A 21296-nucleotide genomic window follows, 5' to 3' on the forward strand; every position below is an offset into this window, starting at 1 on the left:
CCAAACGTTCTCGTTCTTTATTCAACTTTTTCACCTCTATCAATTTGTCTATATTCTGAGTCGTTTTAAATTCCTCTAGTGACTTTGTAATATTAGACCAAATGTTATCAATTTCTTTCGTTAAATCTTCATGTCGTTTATTAAGTATGCAATATTCTATCGATTCGGTTTTTCCCGTTGGAATATAAAACTCGATTTTCTTTAAATAATAAATCAATTCTTCTTTAGTAAATTTTTTTAATACTTCTAATGAGAACCGAGCCAAACTAACTCCGCCTTTCTGCACAGATGCTTTTCTCCAATTCAATTTTCTAGTGATTAATTTTTCGCGATTTTCACTCAATTTCCTCAATTGTTGTAAACGTCGGACTGTAAAAATCAGTCTTAATAAAACTTAACGTCCATGCTATGACAAAAATTTTCAAATGAACATCTATTGTTCCTAGTAATTTGAATTCTAAAGGTTTTATAATAACGCAAGCTCCTATGAAGCAAAATAATATAGCTCCATATACTAAAGCACTATTACGAATTAATTTCATAAAATAAACAAAGAAATCAGAAAACCAAGTTCTTATACTAAAGGATTTTCTCTTTTTAAATAAAACTAAGAGAATTGGCACGAATGGACCAATTAAAAATAATACTAGAAACCTCATAAACTTCATATTACTGTCTCCTTTTTACTGACCAAGCCTTATATTGTGCAGTATTAAAATTCATTATCACCCTAACTAATTTTGTTGCCACTGCTCCACCATCACCATTCCAAACGCATTTTCTACATTCATTACACTGTAATCCCTTCGTTTTAATAAAAATAATGCATTTATCAGCTGATGCTTTGCTGTAAATCTATCATTTCCACTAAAAAAAGTGTTAACTTTGTTAACAAAATTATAACAAAATTTGGCCTATTTCGTATATAGTAACAAAATGACTTTTGATATACATTTTTGACTTTTTAATTCTAAAACTCATAAATAAAGGCCGCTCAAGGAGCGACCAATACCTATTTAAAATACATCAGCAATTTCTAACGTATTAAGCAACACTTTTGCCATTTGAGCACGTGTTAAGTTCGAATACGGATCAAAGTTGTTACCTTGCTTACCGTTGAATATACCTAGTCCTTGCATGATTGCAACAGCTGGTTTTGCTTCTTCTGAAATTTTATCTGCATCGCTAAAATTCAGTGTAAACGTCCCTTTATCTACTTTTAGATAATCGAGCGTTCTTTCTAACATCAGAGCAGCTTGTTGGCGTGTTAATGTTCCGTTTGGATTAAACTTCGTAGCTGAAACCCCACGAATAATTCCAGCATCATATAAAGCCTGTACATCATTAGCAAACCAATCATTCCCTTTTACGTCTTTAAACGTATGAGTACCTGTTGCTTCCAGTCCAAGGGATCTTACAAGCATTGCACTAAATTGCGCTCTTGTAAGTGCTCTATAAGGGCTATAGTATCCATCAGACGTTCCCATGACAATGTGGCGATTAGCCAATTCCTCTATAGCGTCTTGACTAAATACTCCTTCAATGTCCCTAAATTTCACTTGTTGAGTGGAGAAATAAAATTCCCCAGTATGATTAATTTTAAAATTTAGGTTGTTTGGTTTTTCAAACTTAAATGGAACAGCACTATATTGACCGTCCTCATGGCGTAGTACATATGCTTTCTTTTGCTCTTTAGTGATTTCGATTGGTTGTTTAAATGTTGAAACTTCTTTGCCATCCGCTAAAATACGTAATTTGAAATGATGATTCGCTTTTGGCAACCATTCAACTTCCCATTTCTTTGCAGTCATTTCTAACGGAATTTTAATAGTAATGCCGTCTTGTGTCAGGATTACTTCTTTTTTCCCTGGGTTTTCAATTGTCCATTTGTTATTTTCATAGCCAATTGTTTCTGCTACGGTACCTGTTTCCGGCGGTTTTACCACAGGAGGTTCAGGGGTTGGTTGCGGATTGACTGGTGGATCCACAACTACAGGTGGTTCAACTACAGGTGGCTCTACCACTGGTGGGTCAATAATTGGCGGTTTTGGTGTGACCACTGGTGGTGTTGGTTTAACAACCGTTAAATCTGGTTTTCCATCGTCTGTTGTTCCAATTTCATCGATTTTGTATCCCAATTCAGCCAATAACAATTCTTTATAAGATCCATCATGTAGATTTACCGCAATATAATCTTTTACTTCTTCCTTATACTTTTGGGAAGGAGCGGATTGATAAGCTTTCACACTCGCTAAAGCATAGAAAGTTTTAAATACATATTCTGCATGATTTTCATTTTCGGTGCCCCACTTACCATATGGCGTTGTAGTTACACGAATATAATCGTCATTGAGAGATGCTACTAACATTTTAGAGCGTACAAGAGATGTATTAAGACCAATTGTAGATTGTGGCTTAATTAAATCCATAAGCATAGTTTTAATGGCTCCATCATCTAACTTAGAAATCTTAGTTTCAGCATCTTGTTCCTGCTCATATGCAGCGTGTATAGCCTCCAAAATCATTATTAACTCTTTTAGGTTTAACATAGTAGCTTCTTTTTCTGCTGCGTAATCTTGAATATGTTGCAAATACGTATCCAGAAGGCTAGCTTCTACCGCTTGGAGGTTAAGCCCTAGATTCAGAGATTTAAGGTCGTCAACAGAGAACTTTTTGATTTCTACGCCTGGTTGCGTATTTTCTGTTTCATTAGTTTCTATCTGTTCGGATGTCTCCGTATTTTGATCTTCCTCTTTGTCAGGGATGACATCTTCTTCTATTTGTCCTTCCTCAACTTTATCAGTAGGAATGTCCGCTTCAGTTGATTCCTCTGATTCTTCTTTTTCCTCTGGTTCTTCATTGTTTACTTCCTGGGCTTTAACTACAAAGGAAATGATTTGATTAGCAGTTTCATCTGACAATGTGAATGTCTGAATTTCTTCATTTAGGATCTCATATCCCTCTGGTGCTATTCCATTTACCACAACTTCACCATAAGGAACTTCTGTTATCCATTTTTCATCAATCAAAGTGCCATTTTCATCTACATATTGGACTAAATATTTTCCTGTCGTTGCATCATCAGAGACATCCTTAAGAATGGCTTCGATTTCCGAACGAATAAAGTCTTCTGTTACGTTAAGAGCAATAGCAATTTCAGAAATTACTTTTTCTAATGCATCTTCATCATGCAGATAGTCGACAATAGAACTAAGCGCTGCAGGCTGAGGATAGTTCTTCAAAGTTGGCAAATCAGATGCCATATATTCTTTTTCATAGGCATTAATAAATGTTTCTTTCATTTCACGTTTAGCAAGTTCTAATGAACTGATTACCTTTACAACTTTAATTACTTGCTCTTTAGTAACCGTGTCACCAAGTTTACCGATTCCTTCAATATACTCAGGGAGTAGTTCCTCAAAAACTTCTTGCCCAGTGTAATCGGCTAATTCTCCTGCTGTGACATTATCCAGGTCGTTAATAATTTTATCCAATAAATCAGTTTGCTTGTTATCGATAGCAATTTGTACCGCATCTAATCGTTTCTGCAGCGCATCTTTATCTTCGCCACTCGATAGATCATCCACAAGTGTTTGTGCATCATTCTTATGTTTTTGCATAAGATTAGCTTCTGCTTTTGAAACAGCTTGATCAGCTTTTATATACGCGCTCACAACGTCTAAACGCTGTTGTAAATCCGTTTTTGCTTTACTATCAGGTAATTCATCAACCGAGGATTGAGCGGCATCTACATCAATCGCCTGTTTAGTTCCTTCAGCATGAATCACCAATTTTTCTGCATCAGGATAATTGTCTACATGTTGTTGAAGGGCATCCAAACGATTTTGTAAATCTTCTTTTAATTTGCCTTCTTCTAACGCATCAACTTTTTCTTGTGCTTTGTCTTTATCCGTCTTCTGTAATGTATCTTCAGCGTGGCTAACCGCGTCTATAGCTTGTTCTTCTCTTGATTTATTATCAATAGCATCTTGTACAGTCTGTAAACGATCGAGTAATTCTTCTTTTATTGGGCTGTTTGGTAAAGCGTCCACAAGTTCTTTAGCAATATCTAAATCTTGTTGAGTTTTATTAGACTCCACTTGCTCAACTGCTGCTATAGCTTCTTTTATTTTTACTATTGCATCTAGTCGTGCTTGTAATTCTGCTTTTTTTGCATTTGTCGGTCCAATTTTATCTACTAAAGATTGCGCTATTACTTGGTCATCCTCTTCAAGTGATGTTTCTACCGTTTCAACAGCTTCAATAGCGTCTATAACTACTTGTACAGCATCGAGACGAGTTTGCAAATTGTTCTTTGGTGTACCATCTACTAATTTATCCACTAGGCTTTGAGCCGTATCTTTATCCACTTGTATATAGGATGTTTCTGATGTGATGACGCTCTCAATAACATCATAATAAGCAATTACTGCATCAAGACGTTCTTGTAAATCAGTTTTAGCGGATAACCAAGACGGCACCTTTTCTAGAACCGCTTCAGCTTTTGAGATTGCCTCAACCAATTCCTCTTTTGAGTGTAATCCTTCCGCAATTTCAATTGCACTTTTTGCTTCTTCCAAAATCGCGTTAAGGTTTAGCCAGTTATGGTAATCATCAACTGTTGGTGTTTTTACTTCTAAACCGTTAAATGAAGCTACATAATCATTAATGATTGATTTTAGCCCCTCAATATTTTCAAATGTTACTCCCTCTACTCCTGCCCAGGCAAAATCATCATCAGTTGCTATTTGGTAATTATTAATTAACCAAACTAAACGATTGGATTGCACTAAGGATTTAACAAGGGTTTCAAGTTGGCCGTTTTTACCTCCTAGTTTTGTTGCTGAGTTTTCTACTTCTCTAATCTCACGTTCTGAGGATACGTTGATTTTTATAGCTAGCGTTTTATCAAATAACGTTTTCAAAGCAGTATGCGTAGCTTGGTCAAAAGCATCAAAAGATTGCCCTTTATCAGCTTCTAAAGCTTGTGCAAAGCGTTTGTACATTTCAACGTCAGATACTACAACAACTGGTTTATTCATGATTGTGTGAGTTTTTTCAGTTAACTTATCTTTTGCAACGATTGTTACATGGTCTTCATAAACACCATCTTGTAAATCAAATGAGACATTAATTTTACCATCAGTAGATGTTACTGTTTTTGTATCCCCATTAAAGGAAACTTTCACTTCGTGAGTTGTGTCATTTGTATCCTGAATTGATGCAATAACGTTCAATTTACCGTTGTTGATGTATTCATATACATCTCCCACAACGATAATTTCAGGAATACCATTGTCTAAGTACGACTGCATATCCGTTCGTAATTGCCCCTGCCATAATCCTTCAGTTGCATTATGCGCTTCTGATTTTTCGTTAGCATCGTGAGTATCGTTATACTCAATAACTTCCTTCATAGCAGTATTTATCGTATTCATGTAAGTCTTCGTTATCTCATAACTCACATTTTGAATACTGTTTTTAAGAGATTGTTCTTTTGAATCATCTAGAGTAAACGTTTGACGCTTATCTAAGAGTTTATCCATTGTTGTGACAACAGGACTAAGTACTTCTTTTGCATAATCAGGTACTTTGCTGTTTAGGGTGTTAACTGCACTTGGCGTAACATCACTTAAAGCGGCTTTTAAGGCATTTACAAAGTCCACCAAATCTTGTGCGTTTGTATTTTCTCCCAGAGGCTTAAAGGCATCTTTGAATTCATCATACAGATCACTATTTTCTACAACGACATCTGATACACCAAATTTATCTAAATCATCAGACGTAATGGTTGTTAAATCTGACAAGTAATCTTTAATAACCTGTGTTAAACGGTCTTGAAGTTCCTTTTGATTGTCAGTATTTTCAACAACTTTTACTTTATCTTGAGCCTCATTGATCTTATCCCAAGAAACACTTTCACTTTTGTCTTCTAGAGCTGCAATTGCATCATTTGCTTCATGGTAGCGTTGTAATTCGTTAATACGCTCTTCTAATTGATCCTTGCCGCTTGATGGAATCAAAGCTTCTACAAGTTCCTTCGCCTTTTCAAAATCTTCTTTTGAAAGATTTTTTTCAGCTTCTTCAGTAACAACAATAGCTGTTATTAAATCTAAACGATTTTGCCAATTAGTCAGTGTCACACTTTCCGACACTGTAGAAGCTTTTAAAGTTGCTAACTTTTCGTTAGCATTTTGTAAAGCATCTGCTGAACGTTGTGCCTCATAGCTTAAAATTGACTCATAAGCGTTATAAAATGCTTCATGTTGCGTTGCTGAATAATTATCAGGTTCTTCTGAATGAGCGTTTAAATCTCTTGTGTAATCAGCTGCATTATCTACTTTTATTACGATATGTTCTAAAGTTTTAGATTCACTATCAACAAATCCATCATTAGATACAACACTAATATTACTCTGATGGTAGCCCTTTTCGTATTCACTACCTTTCAAGATAGCTTCAAATCCATTTCCATTTACTGTTGCTTGGGCTGTTTTTCCGTTATAGGTTACTTTAACTGATTGTGATTGACCGTCCATATCAGACACAACACCACGAATACTATAATCAGTTGTATCGTCAACAACATTAAACTTATCAACTGCTTCGATGGAGTTTACAACTGGTGGACTATTTACTTTAGTCACATTAATGATTTCAACAGCTTTATTCCCCTTTATATCTTCTGCAAAGACTGTATACTTTCCATTTTCGGTTACAGTAAATTGCCCGTCTGTTAATGAAGTACCACTCGATGCAAAGTAGTCTGTAGTCTGTTCGCCCTTCGCATATTTAACGGCTTTGATGGCTGATAAATCATGTACTTTTACTTCTACAGTGGAAGTTGTATCATATTTCGCTTGCTCTGTAAGTTCGATTATTGGTGGAGTCACATCTTCAGACAACACCCTTTGTCCTCGCTCATACCAATAGCCATCTGTATGCAGTTTTTGGTCAGGGTACGTATTATATCCAGCTTGTAATGTATTTATAAATGTTTTAACTTGATATGTGTCGGTTACTAATTCATCATAATCAAGATTATAACCAACTGGATCAACAGAAAAGTGAGCATAATTAAGACGATAGTTAGGATTATCTTCTATGGCTTTAATCTTCGCCTTCCACTGCTCGTCAGTCAAACTATACATTGGGTATTGTTCATGCCTATTAACCCATCTTTGAGAGTTCTGATTTCTAAATTGAAACTTATTCCAATAATATTGAACTTCACGTATATTTTGGGGTTCGCCTGTTGTATATTGAGTTGTTGCAATACCATCCGTTGCTTTTACACGAAACTGAACTTTTGTTTTATCATTAGGAACCGTATATCCAAACGTTCTATCCGTTCCTTGATATAACTGAACAGGTGTATTTGAGCCATCATATAAGGCTTCTAATGTGTAGGTAATAGTTTGTCCATCAGCATCTGTTGAGCCAAACTGGATAAATTGTTTATCACCATGTTCAAAAGGAACTTCAGGAACAGTTAAGGTTGGCAATGTTGGAGCATTATTTACTTTTGTAACGTTAATTATTTGAACTATTTTATTGCCTTTTGCATCTTCTGCATAAACAGTGTAATTACCATTTTCTGTGGCTACAAATTTCTCACCTGTTACCGCTGTGCCATTTGAAGCAAAATATCCCGTAGATTGCTCACCTTTTGCATATTTCACTGACTTGATTGCAGATAAATCATACACTTTTACTACCACTGTTGAAGTTGGTGCATATTCACTCTGTTCAGTCAATTCAATGATAGGAGGTGTTGTATCTCCATCTGATACACGTGGTCCTTTTTCATACCAATACCCATCTGAGTTTCGAGCCCCATTTATATAGACATTATCTCCACCCTCTAAATATTTTATAAATCCACCCTTTTGGTATTGTCCGGTTGATTGCATTTGGTATTGAGTTTGTGTATAGGTAAACTGATTACTGGAAGGCACAGGTAGGTAGTTATAGTTTTTATATAATGTTTTCTTATCGGGACTTACAGCATAAAGAGTAACTGGATAAAGATCACTTGCTTCCATAGTTGAACCAGTTACTTCGTAATTAGTCCCATTAACAATATAACCTGTGTTACCCCAGACGTAGCTCGGGCCTCCATTTTGATTACCATGGTGTCCATATCCAGTATTCGTATCAATCACTGTTTCAGTGACCCCCATTAAGGCTGTGTACTGTCCCCACTGATACATTACTTCTCGTATATCTTTTTTTGCACTTACAGCAGAACTTACAGTATACATTCCGTCTGAAGCAAGTACTCGAAATTGTACGTTTGTTTTATCTGAGGGCACAGTGTACTCAAACACTTTAGACGTCCCTTTATAAATATCGCTCCATGTTTTTCCCTCATCATAAGATGCTCGTAATGTATAAGTAAGGGTGTCACCGTTAGGATCAGTTGCACCAAAAGAAATAAAACGTTTGTCACCATGTTCAAAGGCTTCATTTGGAATAGTTAATGTAGGAGTTGAAGGAGGGTCATTCACTATTTGACCTCTTTCATACCAATAACCATCACTATTACGAACATTATTTTCATAAGCGTTTAATCCTGCTTGAATAGTTCCTACAAGGATACCTTTTGTATACTTAGTTCCGTAGAGAGTATGTGCATAAATAATTCTCCCTGTATACGCTCCAAATTCGTCCGTTTCAAAACCAACATTGAAACTCCTACCAAATACATTTGAATAGCCCTGTTTTTCATAAATGGCTATTTGTTCAGTAAAATCAATATAGTTACTATAACTTATAGTATTACCAGACCAAAGCACTTCCTCAATTCCGTCAACATTATATTTACTCCACATATAATTACTCGCTTCAGCATTTTGTACACCAACCAAACTTGCAACAGCCGTAGTAGTAATTGCACTAATCATTAATGCTTTTGATTTTTTAGTCATCTTCGATTTTTTTATCAATTGTTGCTTTTTATTAATTTCATGTTTCAATATTAGAAACCTCCATCTTAATTTTCAATTTTCTATCTCTACTTTTTACTTAATGGTCAACTTAAAGGGCAGAAAATTATCCCCTTCGAATTACTATTAATAATTTCTCGTTCGTTAATCCCTAAAAATAAGATGGAGTTAATATCGTTAGTTGAGACAACCTTTAATACTTGTCCGATTGTTAGATAACGCGAAATAGTTCCATTACGTGTAAAAACGGGTACAGAATTTTCAACAACTTCGATTTTTCCGTAATAAAATTTAGGATTATTGTGGTATATATCTTTTACAAATGTACCATCTGATAACTCAGCTACATTGTTATCTAAGGCCACCATAGGATGAGTCGTATTTCGTAAAATCCATTTATTTGGAATTCTTACGAGTTCACCCGCTTCCTTACGAAAAGCACTCATATTCATAGGAAATGTAATTAATGCGAGGATCTCCCTATGAACACTCTTCTCAACATTTTGATTTACAACAGCTTGCAATGAGCATCTCCTCCATTTTTAAACAACAAAAAACCCCGCTTCAACATGACTAAATTAACCCAAACAAATAACAAAATTTGTTCGTTAAGTCATAAAGAAGCGGGGTGTTCCCGTCTATATATTCAAATTATTGTTTCGGTAATAGCTGGTTGCTAAATTAGTAACCTTTACTACTACTTAATTATTCATAATTTACCATATAGACCTAGTAAAAACAATTGATATTAGGATAATCTACTAAAAGGGTATGTATTACCCATATTTTTTCTTTAATTTTTAAAATTTTTACCAAAAATAATCAAATTAATACCAATCACTTAAACGTAATGCTCTCATTAAAATCTTAGCCATCTGTGCACGTGTAAGGTTGTTAAATGGATTAAAGTTGGTTTCTTCCCCATTGATTAATACATCATGAGACGCAAGATATTTAACCGGTTCCTTTGCATAATCACTTATGCTATCCATATCTGCCAATAATATATTTTCATATCCCTTTGTATCAACATCCATGTAGCTTAACATACGTACAATCATAGCTGCTGCTTGCTGACGTGACAGTGGTTTTGTTTCTCCAAACGTTCCATCAGGGAATCCAGTTACAATTCCAGCTTCATAAAGGGCTTGTACATCTTTCTGATACCATGTCACATCTGTAAATTTATAATTTGTACTAGTAGGTCTTAACTCTAAAGCACGTGCTATCATCGCGCTAAATTGGCCACGCGAAATACTAGCGTATGGACTATATGTTGAAGAGGTTGTACCAGTTGTAATGAGATAATTGTATAAGTCTTCAACCTCTTGATAGCTAAATAATCCATCCATATCTTTAAACGGTACTGCTACTCTATCTGTAATCAGCAAACCATAGTTATATTTTGTAGTTATTTTTAACTTTAAATTGTTATCTAAAAAATGCGGTACTGTCGTAAATGTACCATTACCTTCATCACGAATTACTCGTTTTCCTTTGTGGTTTTCTACCTCTTCACTTGGAGTCTCCGGTAAAGATGGCTCTTGAGTTACTGGAGGTGTAGTTTCTGGCAGACTAGGAACAGGATTAGAAGGTTCTTGATTTGTCTTTTTGTAAGTAAAAGTAATCGTAAATTGTGTGAGTTCTTTAGTAATTTCAACTGACTGTTGTGACGGTCCCGTTATTTCGTAACCGATAATGTTTTTAGCTTGCTCTGTGTGAGTTCCGAGTGGAAGGTCTTTTAAAATCTTTGAATCAAGAACATTACCTGCAGCGTCAAGATAATTTACTGTTACCGTTCCTAAAAGTGTTTCTGGAGGATTTGGCTTTTCATCCTTTTTGTAAGTAAAAGTAATTATATGACTTGGCTTATCATTTGTAACCTCAACAGAAACAGTGTTATTTCCCTTTAGAGTGTACCCAGGAATGACTTTAGCATTTTCTGTATGATTACCCTTAGCAGGCTTATTAATCGTTTTAGAATCGATTACATTCCCTTGTTCGTCTTGGTATTTCACTTCAATAGCCCAATTTGAAGGGTTACAATCATTAACAAAAATTACATTCTCTTTAAATGTGAAAGCATTATTAATAGCATATGTTTCTGCAACTGATCCTTTATCTCCCCAAATAACAAAATCCTCCGAATTATCTTGGTTATTGTCAAATGCTTGTGGTCCAATTTCGGTTACAGCTTGCGGTATAGTAACGCAAGCTAGTTGGTTATTATTAAATGTTCCTTCCCCTATCTTTTCTAGAGTTTCGGGTAATTTTATCTTTGTAATTTTATTGCCTGCAAACGCTGCAGTATCTAGATTCTTTATACCATTTTCTAATTCAAGTTCACCTAAATTAGAATTGATAAAGGCAGTTGCTTGAATGGTGATGATATTACCAGGTATTGTGACTACAGGCACAGTGCTTCGTAAGAAGGCATTTTTAGAGATCTTGTCTAACGATTTCCCAATAGATAACCGCCCTATTTTTGATTCCAGGAAAGCTTCTTCACCCATTGCTACTAAACTATCTGGAAGTATAACTTCACTTTCAGTTTCAGCTCTACTAAAAGCAGAGAATCCTATGTTTTCGACATTTTTAAAAATGTCTAGTACAGGAGCTTTAGCGTCAGTGAAAGCGTTATCACCTATATTCTTAATACCATCCCTAACTTGCAACTCTTTTTTCACATCTACCATTAAAAACGAATAAAAATCAGCTGTATCAACAAAACCGTTGATAAGTAAAATTTCATTATTAGCACTTTGGAAAGCATCTTGTTCTATCATTGTCACATTACCATTTATAGTTACATTTAATACGGTATTATTAAGAAAGGCGTATCCTTTTATTGTATTAACGTCACCATTTATAGTTAAAATGTTTCCTTCACTGCCATCGAAACTAGATTCACCAATCGTATATACTGACCCATCGATTAATATTGAATCTACTATAGTATCCTTAAAAGCGTATTGTCTTATTTCTTTAACATCGCCTAAAATCTTTATACTGTCTGCATGACTGACATTTCGGAAAGCAAAGGCTCCTATTTCACCCACGCTTCCTTGTATTTCTACATTTTCTAAGCATTTACCACCCTGTGATGAAAAGGCGAATTGTCCAATTGATCCAACATCTCCCTCAATAAGAACACTAGATAAAACATCATTCTGAAAGGCAAAACCATGTATAGTTTCTACATTCCCCTTAATAATCAAATTAGCTTTATTTATTTTTGTACTTCCAGTACCTCTAAATGCAGGACCACTTAATTCATTTTCTAATATCCAACCTTGTCCATTAGAACCCAGGTCTTTAACATCGCCGTTAATTGTAAAGTTTTTAATATTATTAAATCCGAAAGCTTTCATTCCGATTTTATCTATTGAGTCAGGAATTATAATTTCAGTAAGTTCGTTATCATAGAAGGCTAAATTATCAATTTCATCCAAACTAACAGGTATGTTAACAGTCTCTATGAAATTTTCTCCAAAACCCATTACTCCTACGTATTCTAAAGTATCTGGTAGACGCACCTCGGTTAAATTATTTCTGTAAAAAGCAGCTTCGCCAATTATCTTTAACCCTTGTGGTAGTGTAACTGAATTTAATTGCTTGTTAGCAAAGGTGCCTCCACCAATTTCAGTTACTTGTAAACCATCTAAAATCTCCGGTATGATGACGTCTTGAGAATCCCCAAGGTATTTAGTAATTGTTGCTGTTCCGTCGCCATTGTCTGCAAATTGATACTCATTAACAGTAGTAGTTATAGTGTTTATTTGTATATTTGTCTCCTCGTTTAGTTCCACTTCAGATTCAGATGTCTGCTCATTTTCTTCGACTTCAACAGGTACTTTCTCCTCCGCTCCGGTTTCTTTTTCCTGACTCTCAGGAGGTAACACATTTTCTTGTTCTTCCAAAGGAATTTCTTCAGCGTAAGCAGAAAAAGGTAACGTTGCTGTTGAATTAATTAATAAGATTGAAGCACATAACCCAGCTTTTATTCTTTTTTTCATAAACCTCTCTCCTCTAAATAAAATTTATTTATCTCCAAATGGAAAACCCCGCCTTAAAATAATCAGTGCTGAAATCATAATGATTCCAAACATTGATGTATTTAAAGCGGGGTGTTCCCACATGAATATACAAATTGTTATAACTTATATACTTATTTATTTAAACAAGACAATTCTCGATATCCAGCTGCAGCAGCTTGTTTTTTTGTAGAATAAATTTCACTTGCTTTATAGTTATAGTCACATGATTTATACCAGAAGCGGCGTTCATTATTAACTACGCCTGCATAAATTGGATTTTTATAATGTAACCGTGTGCCAACAAATGCGTATTCGTTATAAGCCTTTGTATCAACTTTATATGGATAGCCCTGTACAAACGCGAAGATAGAGATATCATCTACGGTGTTATACCAATCTTCTTGTGGAATTAAAGGTATTGCAAATTTGTACGTTACATCTAAAGCCTTTGTATAAACATTATGTTCATTAATGTAATAAGCGAGATTTTCTTGTACTATACCGACGATAGTTTGACGTCTGATTTGGTCAAATTCTTTTTCATCTTTCAGAAGCGGTATCGTAATCTCAGGATCTTTGGCTAATTCAGCTCTTTTACCAAAATACCACTCCTTTAGTTCTACATCATAAACTTCGAGATCATTATCAACGGTAAAATTAATGATATTCCCTTCATTATCTGCGTAGCTTAGAGGTATTTTTGGTAGCCACACTCTTTCTACAACATTGTCACCGCGTTGGTCTTTATATGACTTATAGACATTAAGGAGTAATCCATCATAATCTAATATTGCAAATACTGGAACATATCGAAGCATTTGATTTTTGGTATATTCATTCTCGACTTGATAATTAACAGCCAAAGATTTTATAAACGTATCAAACGCCGGTTGAGGATTTACAGGGTTAATTTTATAGGAATCATAACCCGCTTCTAGTGATGGCTTCACATTCGTTCTAAGCGTATGTATAGCGTCCTGAGCGGCTATTGTAAATGCTCCCTCATGAAAATGGTCATACTCTGCATATGTTTTTGTCTTTTCATAATCAATTTCCATAAACACGAAAAAGGGTGCAAAGATGGCAAAGTACAGAATGACCATATCAGTAATCTTCATTAAGTACCATCCCCCCTTTTGGAATAGAGATGACAACCGAATTATCTGAAACTATATTAAATGTAAGGAAATCAAATAACATCGTTGATTTAAACTTAGTTTTATTTTCAACATATACTTTGAAATAGTCACCTTGCTCTAATTTGTAAACTCTTGAGGAGATATCTCCCTTTCCGTTATCACCATACAAATAGTCTTTTATTTGAGTCCAGTAATAATCCTCGTAATCTACTTCATAATCTCCAGTATAAGAGTTTAAATCTGAAGTGTTTGAATAGACAGGTGTATAAATTTTATGTTCATGTACCATTTCAACATCGTAAAGTACATCTCCTACTTGAAGTTGCCTTTGAAAATCCTCAACCATTTTGGGGGTGATAAAGCCTTTCATACGTACATTTTCCACAAAATTAGTTACTGCTTGTTCAGCATTTAGATAAGCTATATCTTCTTGCTTTTTTAATACTTGATAAGTAGGAGCTAATAACAAGACTCCTATAGCAATAAAGGATGCAATGAGTTTGGAATAAAGATTAGGCATATTTCAATATCCTTTCTATGGTTGATACGTAAAAATAACACTTTTTATATTACCGTCAGGCCGAAATTCAGTTTTCATTTTATAAAGCCCCTGTAGATTAACATATTGTTGTTTATTCATGACGTCTGCATCTGTTTCAAAAACCTCAGATCCTACAACAATTGGATAATCCCCTTCTGTTAGCCTATACAGTTTTCCTACAACTTGAGCACCTGTCCAAAGAACCTCACTAGGAGTCTCCAGTTGCATGTTATATACAGTTTCCGATGTAGGTACATGTCTAAAAGATTCTTTAACATCAGTTATCAGGAACACGGTATAAGCTACACTACTTAAAAAGAAACTAACTATAAATATGTACCAAATTGCACTTCGTGTAGCAGTATTCATAAACAGCAGGGAATGCTCTAGCTTAACTAAAGCATTCCCCTCCCTCCCTACATAAAATTTATTCGATTATTTTTTTTGAACGAATTTTACAGATCGAATAACACCGTTTGAATCTCGTTCAATACTTGCGTCAAATCTACCTGAAGGATTGATATAGTTGTTATCCGTAGTTTTTACTGCTTTTTCTAATGAAACTGTTGTAGAAGAAACTACTTGATCACCGTTAAATTGAGAATAGTACCAAGTACCAGCTCCTCCATTACGACCAGTTTCCACATAAACAGCAAGTTTTTGGTCTTTTCCTTGGCTTTCAAATTTACGTAACGCACCGACAACCTGACTACCACTTACTTCACTGTTATCATAGATTAAGTATTTTTGCTCTGCTAATTCTGTATTAAGTGCTTGCGTATCAGTTGATGCCGCCTTACCTGAATCTGTTACTGGACTATAAACCATAACAACCAGTGTAATAAATGAAATTGTAATTAAAATTCCTGCTATCCATTTGACAGCTGAAGGTACTGTACCCATTAAAACATCTCCAATCTAAATAATTAGTAATTTTTTTGTTGAATAAAACAGTGAGTAGGGTTGCTGTAAAATTTATGCACACAAGTAAATACTTGTTGTAGCTTTAATTAATAACACTATTCAAAGTGCTATTTACCAACTTAAGTGAGACATTGTATCAGATGATTTTGTAACAGCCATATACATCATAGGAATGACTAGATACATGAAGACTGTAAAACCAATAGGTGCTAAACTTATAAAGGTACCTATTACTTGTCTTGAAACAAGTGTACGATTTTGGTCTTCCTTACGTTTTTCAATATAGAATTGTCTTTCCATATCAATATCATCAAAAGCCTCTTTAATTGAGATACGTGAAACACATAGCTTTAAACGCTCAATAATTTGTTGGAAAGGCTCGAAGCTTACTGCAATATTTAACCCATCAAGTGCTTCATCTGGACCACTATCAAAATCTTGTAAACAAATTGAAATTGGTTCTCTGAAAATTATTGCAAATCGCTCCATCCAACTTAGTATTGTAGGAACAGTCATACTATCAAACTTTCTTAAGATACTAATCAAAACTAATAGTTGATGTACTTCACTATCCATGTCTTTAAAACGTAAATAACTTTGGAAACGTAGATTTGCTACAGGTAAATATGCAGCTGCCAAACTTATTACAAAGACAATCAGTAGCTCCCACCATTTAAAGAAAGCATTTTTAACAACTTCCCATTTTTGATTAATACGTTCAACAGAATTAGAAACTCTTGGATCTTCTATATCTAGTCCCATTTGAGTTGCAATGTATGCCTCGAAGTTTTCTTTAGATGGAGGTTCAGCCAAATCCTTTAATTGGTTAATGACTTTTTTATCGAATTCTGTGTACTCGCGTTCTAACTCTAACTCGTCTTCTGTTAATTGACTTGTAAACATCGAAAGATCGATACTGTTACTTAAAACACTTCCTTCTTCACGTTTGTGAGCATAAATGAAACCAACCGTTAACAACAGAAACACTGTTACGCCAATTATGCAGCGATGTAAAGTTAGCCATTCTATTTTTAAAGGAGAATTTGCATCTTTAATTAACTTATTTAATTTGAAGTATGCTTTCGTATAAGGTGTTGGTGATAATCCAACCATTATTTTGTTTAAGAATGGTAATCTTTTAAGTAAATTTCTTTCCCAAAATACTTGCTTCATTTTCATAGCCTGCGTATTCTCAGAAACACTCTTCATTTTTCTAATTAGCAAGTAACAAATTAGTGCAAATGCATATACACCGATTTCTGTAAAGAAACCTATTGTTGAATCAAAGAACGTTTTAACAATTGGAAAATTAGTGATGGACCAATTTTTCAAAGGTAATGCTAAAAATACAGGGATTAGAGCAACTGGTCCCATACTACGCATCTGATAAGACAACTTAGATCTGTAAATAATCTCACCATTTAACTCTTCATTAATTTCACTCAGCCCACGTAAATAAGCACTTTCCTTTTCTGTAATTACATCACCTTGATCTTTAACAAGTAATGAAAGCTTAGCTAATACCTTTAAAAACCTTGAGGGTGCAACCTCTTCATATTTAGTTAATTCCTTTTCAGGATCAACATGGGTCAGAATGTTATAAATATGCTCCGCCTGAATTTGCATTTCAGGTCCAACAAACGCCATGCTATCATGTATAGCTTCATCCGGCATTTTTGTTTGTTGGTAGAAAAATCGTACTCGGTTATTGAATTCTTTTAATTGAATGAGGAGTTTAAATTCAACTCGATAAACAAAATAATCAATAAGTACACCGCTCAGAAATACAATTCCAAGCATTATCCAAAATGCAGTCATTAAACTTGGACGTATAAAGAGAAGACCTACCACGATTAAAGTGACAAGCGATATGATTGAAAAAATAATCTTCATTACTTCTCTTCGGAGCGTATATTCATCATAAACTGACAAGGTTTCTACACGTTTTCGAATATTTAAAAGAATTTTCTTCAAACCAGGTATTCTCATAAAGCGGTTATAAGAAGTTTGTGCAAACTTATTAAATTGTACTGCTTTGGCAGCCTTACTAATCTTCCCTCCAATCATCACTTGTTCCTTTTGCCGCTTCCTCGCATTGATATAAAGAAGAACAGCAATGAGTACAAGGCCTATGACTGAAATTAATAAAATATAGGGCGCAATTGTTTGTATATTCAATTTTCATCCACCCAGTACAACTTGGTAAATTCTCGAAATTCAACTTTATCCTCATCGGAAAGAGCGTGCATTATAACTTCTTGTCTACTTGTACTAATAGGATTCAGTGGTACATATTTCCCTTCACGTAGTTCCACAATATTTCTAGCCTCATAAAGTCGATTACCTTTAGATTCTAGTGGAACGCATTCAGTAATCCGTTCAATGTATCTGGAACCATCCTCATTACGGACAATATGAATATTAAAATCTAATAGATTAACAATTAGCTGCTCTGCATTCTTTTCATTGTCACAAAGACCTTTCTGTATAAAGGAATTTCTTAATGATCCAACGATATCTGAAAGTTCTTTACCGTAATGCGTGAAAATACTAAACAGTGAATTAAAATAATGATTTAAAAAAGTCGACTCTTGATTTGCTATCTCATCAAAAATTGAGACAGGATAGTCAGATTTATACTTTACATCTAAATTTTCCAAAGTGGACGAACTATAAGTTCCCTGAAAAGGTACTACATTTCGTGTAGGATATAGTTTTTGTATATACACCGAATTTTCCGGTAGCGTACTAATCCTAAGTTTTGGATCTAATTGTTCGATTAATGACATCATTAATGATGTTTTCCCACTACCCTGCGAGCCTGAAATGACAATTGTTTGATTACCCTTTATTAAATACTCTAATAATTTAGTTGGATAATAACTTGTAGATAGGTTCTGGTGGATAAGAAGCGGGGTGCAACCGCTACCTTGCTTGCCTGTAAATGAAACATTCTGATTCGCTAAGTTATCAAGAAATAAAGTTCTCACGTCTTTTATGGATGGTTGAGCCATAAAGGATTGTAAAGTCATGCAACATTCCCCCAATACATATGAATGAATTCTTTAAATGCAATACGATCTTCTGGAGATAATAGCAACTCAATTTCTTTTTGACGTTTTTTACTAATTGGTTGAACTGCCACATAATCACCATCACGAAACTCTAAAATTGTCCTTTCAACATACTGTTTTTGCTGTGTTTGCTGCTGGAAAAACGTTATACCAACTTCCAAAAATGCCTCCAACTTGTCGTCCTTTGTAGTAGCAACTTTTAATTTCTCTTTAATGGTACTTTCATCGTCATATTCTATAGGAATACACTCTGTTATTCTTTCGATAAAACGATAACCATCGTGCCCTTGACTTAAATGAATATCAAATTCTAGTACATTGACAACTTGTTGTTCAGCAATTTTCTCGTTATTAAATATTCCGACTTTTAATAACGAGTTACGTAAAGCTTCTACTAGAAGTGGAAACGTTTTTGCATGGTGTGTAAATATGGTAAATAATGATGCGACTTGCGCTGATTGAATCATCCACGCCGCTACTGGGTCTGTTGCTACCTCACCCAAAATTGTCACATGTCCATCTGTTTTCTTTTGTAAATCTAATCCATCTTGTCCACTCATCGAATCGGTTTCTTCAAAGGAGAGGATGTTTCTATTAGGCAAAAGAGATCGCATATTAAGTTCAAAACTAGTTTCTTGGATACGCAGGTTTAATGCAGCATGAATATGTCCGACCATAGCCATGAGTAAAGTGGTTTTACCACTACCCTGAGCACCTGTAATAGCGGATGTTCTATTGCCCTTCATTAAAAATTCTAAAGTTTTAATTGGTAAGTCCTTATTTGGTTGTGTTATTAAATCATGTAATGTGAGCACGATTGCATCATACTTCTTACGAATAAAGAATGCCCACGACTCTGATAATTTAGGACGCATTACAGTGACCCTAGAACCATCATGCATTTCATTTATAATTGCTGGTCTTGATTCCGACAATTGACCAGGATATCCATATTTATATACATTTGTTACTACTCTTCGTATCTCAGATTCATGTTCGAATGATAAAAAGCGCAAGTGAATGCTTTTCCCTTTATACATAATCCAAGCACTTTCCATACCTGATAATCTTTTTGTAGACTCGCTTAGCAGCTCACGATCCGACTCATAAGCTGTCGTCATTCTCTTTGGTAAGCCCGACACTCCACCTGATACCCCATCAATTGACATATCTCGAATTTCATCAATAATTCCAAATCCTTTATATTGGCTATAGATAATTTGCGATATTACATGGAGCTTGTCTTCAAATTTAAGTTTTCCTGACTTAATATGTTTTTTATAAATCATTTCAATTTCTTCTGTAGAAATGTGATAACCACCGTCTTCTTTCGGTTTAGCAAGTTCATAAGTGTCTATCATCCACCCAAGTGCTTTATTACCGTATTTACTTGAAAATACATATAATAATGTCTCAAACTTTTCTCTTGAAGACATTTGACGTGGATTGTCAAATGGTATAGTCCAATTTATTGACTCTGCTGTATAACCATATTCAGATGCTAATAAATCATAAATGTATTCACGTACATAAAGTTTTGATTGTAGGTCACCAGTATTACAATTTTTTAGAGCATCCTTTAATTCCTGTCTTCGACGTGTACGACGCTTATACTCTTCTTCTGATAAGTTTTCAGCTAAAAGGTTACTTGTTGTAAGTTCATTCATTCGTTTCTTAATAAACGATTGAATTGCTCCATAATGGTAAAGTGCTCTGTCATTTTTATTATCATATCCTGCTACTTTTGCATTCTTTTTCATAATGAAGATAAATAGTAGCGTTAGTGTTCCAACAATGATTGACACCATAATAATCCCGTTTGTTAAATGACTCATTCTTCCTCATCATCTCCCTTGCGTACAAGGTCCACCTGTTTAGCTAAAAAATGATTAATAGTTTTTAGTGATTCGTAAAATTCATGAACTGGATGATTTTTACGCACTAATTTATTACGGTGAAAAAATTCCGTTACACTGTTCGTGTTGTAGGCATTTTTAAATAAATGAGAATATGGAACAGACATTATTTTCTTCAAATTGTATGTTCCTTTTATTTTCCTAACATTCAATGCCGCTTCTGAATCATATGTTCCAATTAGATAAACCACATTTTTTCCGTCTAAGAAAGTAGGATAATCTTTTTTCTGTATAAAGAAGCGGTCAAGAATAAATTTATTTTGTGGCAATGTCACTAATACAACATCAGCTGCCTTAAGAACACTTTCTGTCAGTTCATCCGGCGTACCAGTTGCTGTATCAATCCAGACTAGGTCGTATGCATCTCTTGTCACATGCAGTAATGATTGGAGAATTGCAGTGTCTCCCTGGTATGTTTGACTCCCACCAAGAATATCCAATCTATTATTGTAGATTGTTTCGGTATAATCAATTACTGCATCAGGCTTTATTAAATTACTTTTTGCTAAACGTTCCAAAGCCTTTAGTCCACTATCAAATCCCACCATTTTGTGAGCCTTATTGAATATTTCTTCAAGGATTGATTCAGAGAATTGAGTATGCGTTATAAGTGTCTGTACCTGATAATTCAAAGCAAATACCGCAGCCAATGCAGCTGTATTGGAAGTGCAACCTTGCCCTTGAACTGGTGACCAAGTAACAATCGTCTTTCCCATC

13 protein-coding genes are annotated in these 21296 nt (G+C 34.7%); all 13 read right to left on the bottom strand.

The window, feature by feature from the left end; all coding sequences use genetic code 11:
- On the bottom strand, positions 1-286 hold a 286-nt coding region (locus tag ACQKNX_RS22440), incomplete at its 3' end, for a hypothetical protein (protein ID WP_427430762.1).
- A gap of 49 nt (positions 287-335) precedes the next feature.
- Positions 336-668 carry a hypothetical protein gene (locus ACQKNX_RS22445; RefSeq protein ID WP_427430763.1) on the bottom strand — a complete coding sequence of 111 codons (333 nt, stop codon included), beginning with the start codon at positions 666-668 and terminating at the stop codon, positions 336-338.
- Positions 669-1016: 348 nt separating this feature from the next.
- Positions 1017-8978: an S-layer homology domain-containing protein gene (locus ACQKNX_RS22450; RefSeq protein WP_427430764.1), complete on the bottom strand. Its 7962-nt coding sequence runs from the start codon at positions 8976-8978 to the stop codon at positions 1017-1019.
- A gap of 56 nt (positions 8979-9034) precedes the next feature.
- Positions 9035-9472 carry a hypothetical protein gene (locus ACQKNX_RS22455; protein WP_427430765.1) on the bottom strand — a complete coding sequence of 146 codons (438 nt, stop codon included), beginning with the start codon at positions 9470-9472 and terminating at the stop codon, positions 9035-9037.
- A gap of 303 nt (positions 9473-9775) precedes the next feature.
- Positions 9776-12964, bottom strand: coding sequence for a leucine-rich repeat protein (locus tag ACQKNX_RS22460; RefSeq protein ID WP_427430766.1), 3189 nt, complete (start codon positions 12962-12964; stop codon positions 9776-9778).
- Positions 12965-13116: 152 nt separating this feature from the next.
- On the bottom strand, positions 13117-14103 hold the full coding sequence (locus ACQKNX_RS22465; protein WP_427430767.1) for a hypothetical protein: 987 nt from the start codon (positions 14101-14103) through the stop codon (positions 13117-13119).
- Positions 14090-14644 carry a hypothetical protein gene (locus ACQKNX_RS22470; protein ID WP_427430768.1) on the bottom strand — a complete coding sequence of 185 codons (555 nt, stop codon included), beginning with the start codon at positions 14642-14644 and terminating at the stop codon, positions 14090-14092. The genes ACQKNX_RS22465 and ACQKNX_RS22470 overlap by 14 nt, the downstream gene beginning before the upstream one ends.
- Before the next feature lie 15 nt (positions 14645-14659).
- Positions 14660-14959, bottom strand: a complete 300-nt coding sequence (locus ACQKNX_RS22475; RefSeq protein WP_427430769.1) for a hypothetical protein — start codon at positions 14957-14959, stop codon at positions 14660-14662.
- A 141-nt stretch (positions 14960-15100) separates the two neighbouring features.
- Complete coding sequence (locus tag ACQKNX_RS22480; RefSeq protein WP_427430770.1) at positions 15101-15568, bottom strand: hypothetical protein; 468 nt, start codon at positions 15566-15568, stop codon at positions 15101-15103.
- A gap of 132 nt (positions 15569-15700) precedes the next feature.
- A complete protein-coding gene (locus ACQKNX_RS22485; RefSeq protein ID WP_427430771.1) occupies positions 15701-17767 on the bottom strand; it encodes a hypothetical protein in 2067 nt (688 codons plus the stop codon).
- The gene (locus ACQKNX_RS22490; RefSeq protein WP_427430772.1) at positions 17764-18621 is read right to left on the bottom strand and encodes a hypothetical protein; all 858 of its coding nucleotides are present in this window, start codon (positions 18619-18621) and stop codon (positions 17764-17766) included. The genes ACQKNX_RS22485 and ACQKNX_RS22490 overlap by 4 nt, the downstream gene beginning before the upstream one ends.
- Positions 18618-20498, bottom strand: coding sequence for an ATPase, T2SS/T4P/T4SS family (locus ACQKNX_RS22495; protein ID WP_427430773.1), 1881 nt, complete (start codon positions 20496-20498; stop codon positions 18618-18620). Before ACQKNX_RS22495 ends, ACQKNX_RS22490 begins: the two co-directional genes overlap by 4 nt.
- On the bottom strand, positions 20495-21295 hold the full coding sequence (locus tag ACQKNX_RS22500; protein ID WP_427430774.1) for a hypothetical protein: 801 nt from the start codon (positions 21293-21295) through the stop codon (positions 20495-20497). The genes ACQKNX_RS22495 and ACQKNX_RS22500 overlap by 4 nt, the downstream gene beginning before the upstream one ends.
- Position 21296: the final 1 nt, after the last annotated feature.

The sequence above is a fragment of the Lysinibacillus sp. NPDC093712 genome, from assembly GCF_050280025.1.
Taxonomy (GTDB): Bacteria; Bacillota; Bacilli; order Bacillales_A; family Planococcaceae; genus Lysinibacillus.

Coding starts and splice junctions, on each gene's coding strand:
- ACQKNX_RS22445 (WP_427430763.1), bottom strand. CDS start 668: ATGAAGTTTATGAGGTTTCTAGTATTATTTTTAATTGGTCCATTCGTG.
- ACQKNX_RS22460 (WP_427430766.1), bottom strand. CDS start 12,964: ATGAAAAAAAGAATAAAAGCTGGGTTATGTGCTTCAATCTTATTAATT.
- ACQKNX_RS22465 (WP_427430767.1), bottom strand. CDS start 14,103: ATGAAGATTACTGATATGGTCATTCTGTACTTTGCCATCTTTGCACCC.
- ACQKNX_RS22470 (WP_427430768.1), bottom strand. CDS start 14,644: ATGCCTAATCTTTATTCCAAACTCATTGCATCCTTTATTGCTATAGGA.
- ACQKNX_RS22480 (WP_427430770.1), bottom strand. CDS start 15,568: ATGGGTACAGTACCTTCAGCTGTCAAATGGATAGCAGGAATTTTAATT.
- ACQKNX_RS22490 (WP_427430772.1), bottom strand. CDS start 18,621: ATGACTTTACAATCCTTTATGGCTCAACCATCCATAAAAGACGTGAGA.
- ACQKNX_RS22495 (WP_427430773.1), bottom strand. CDS start 20,498: ATGAGTCATTTAACAAACGGGATTATTATGGTGTCAATCATTGTTGGA.
- ACQKNX_RS22500 (WP_427430774.1), bottom strand. CDS start 21,295: ATGGGAAAGACGATTGTTACTTGGTCACCAGTTCAAGGGCAAGGTTGC.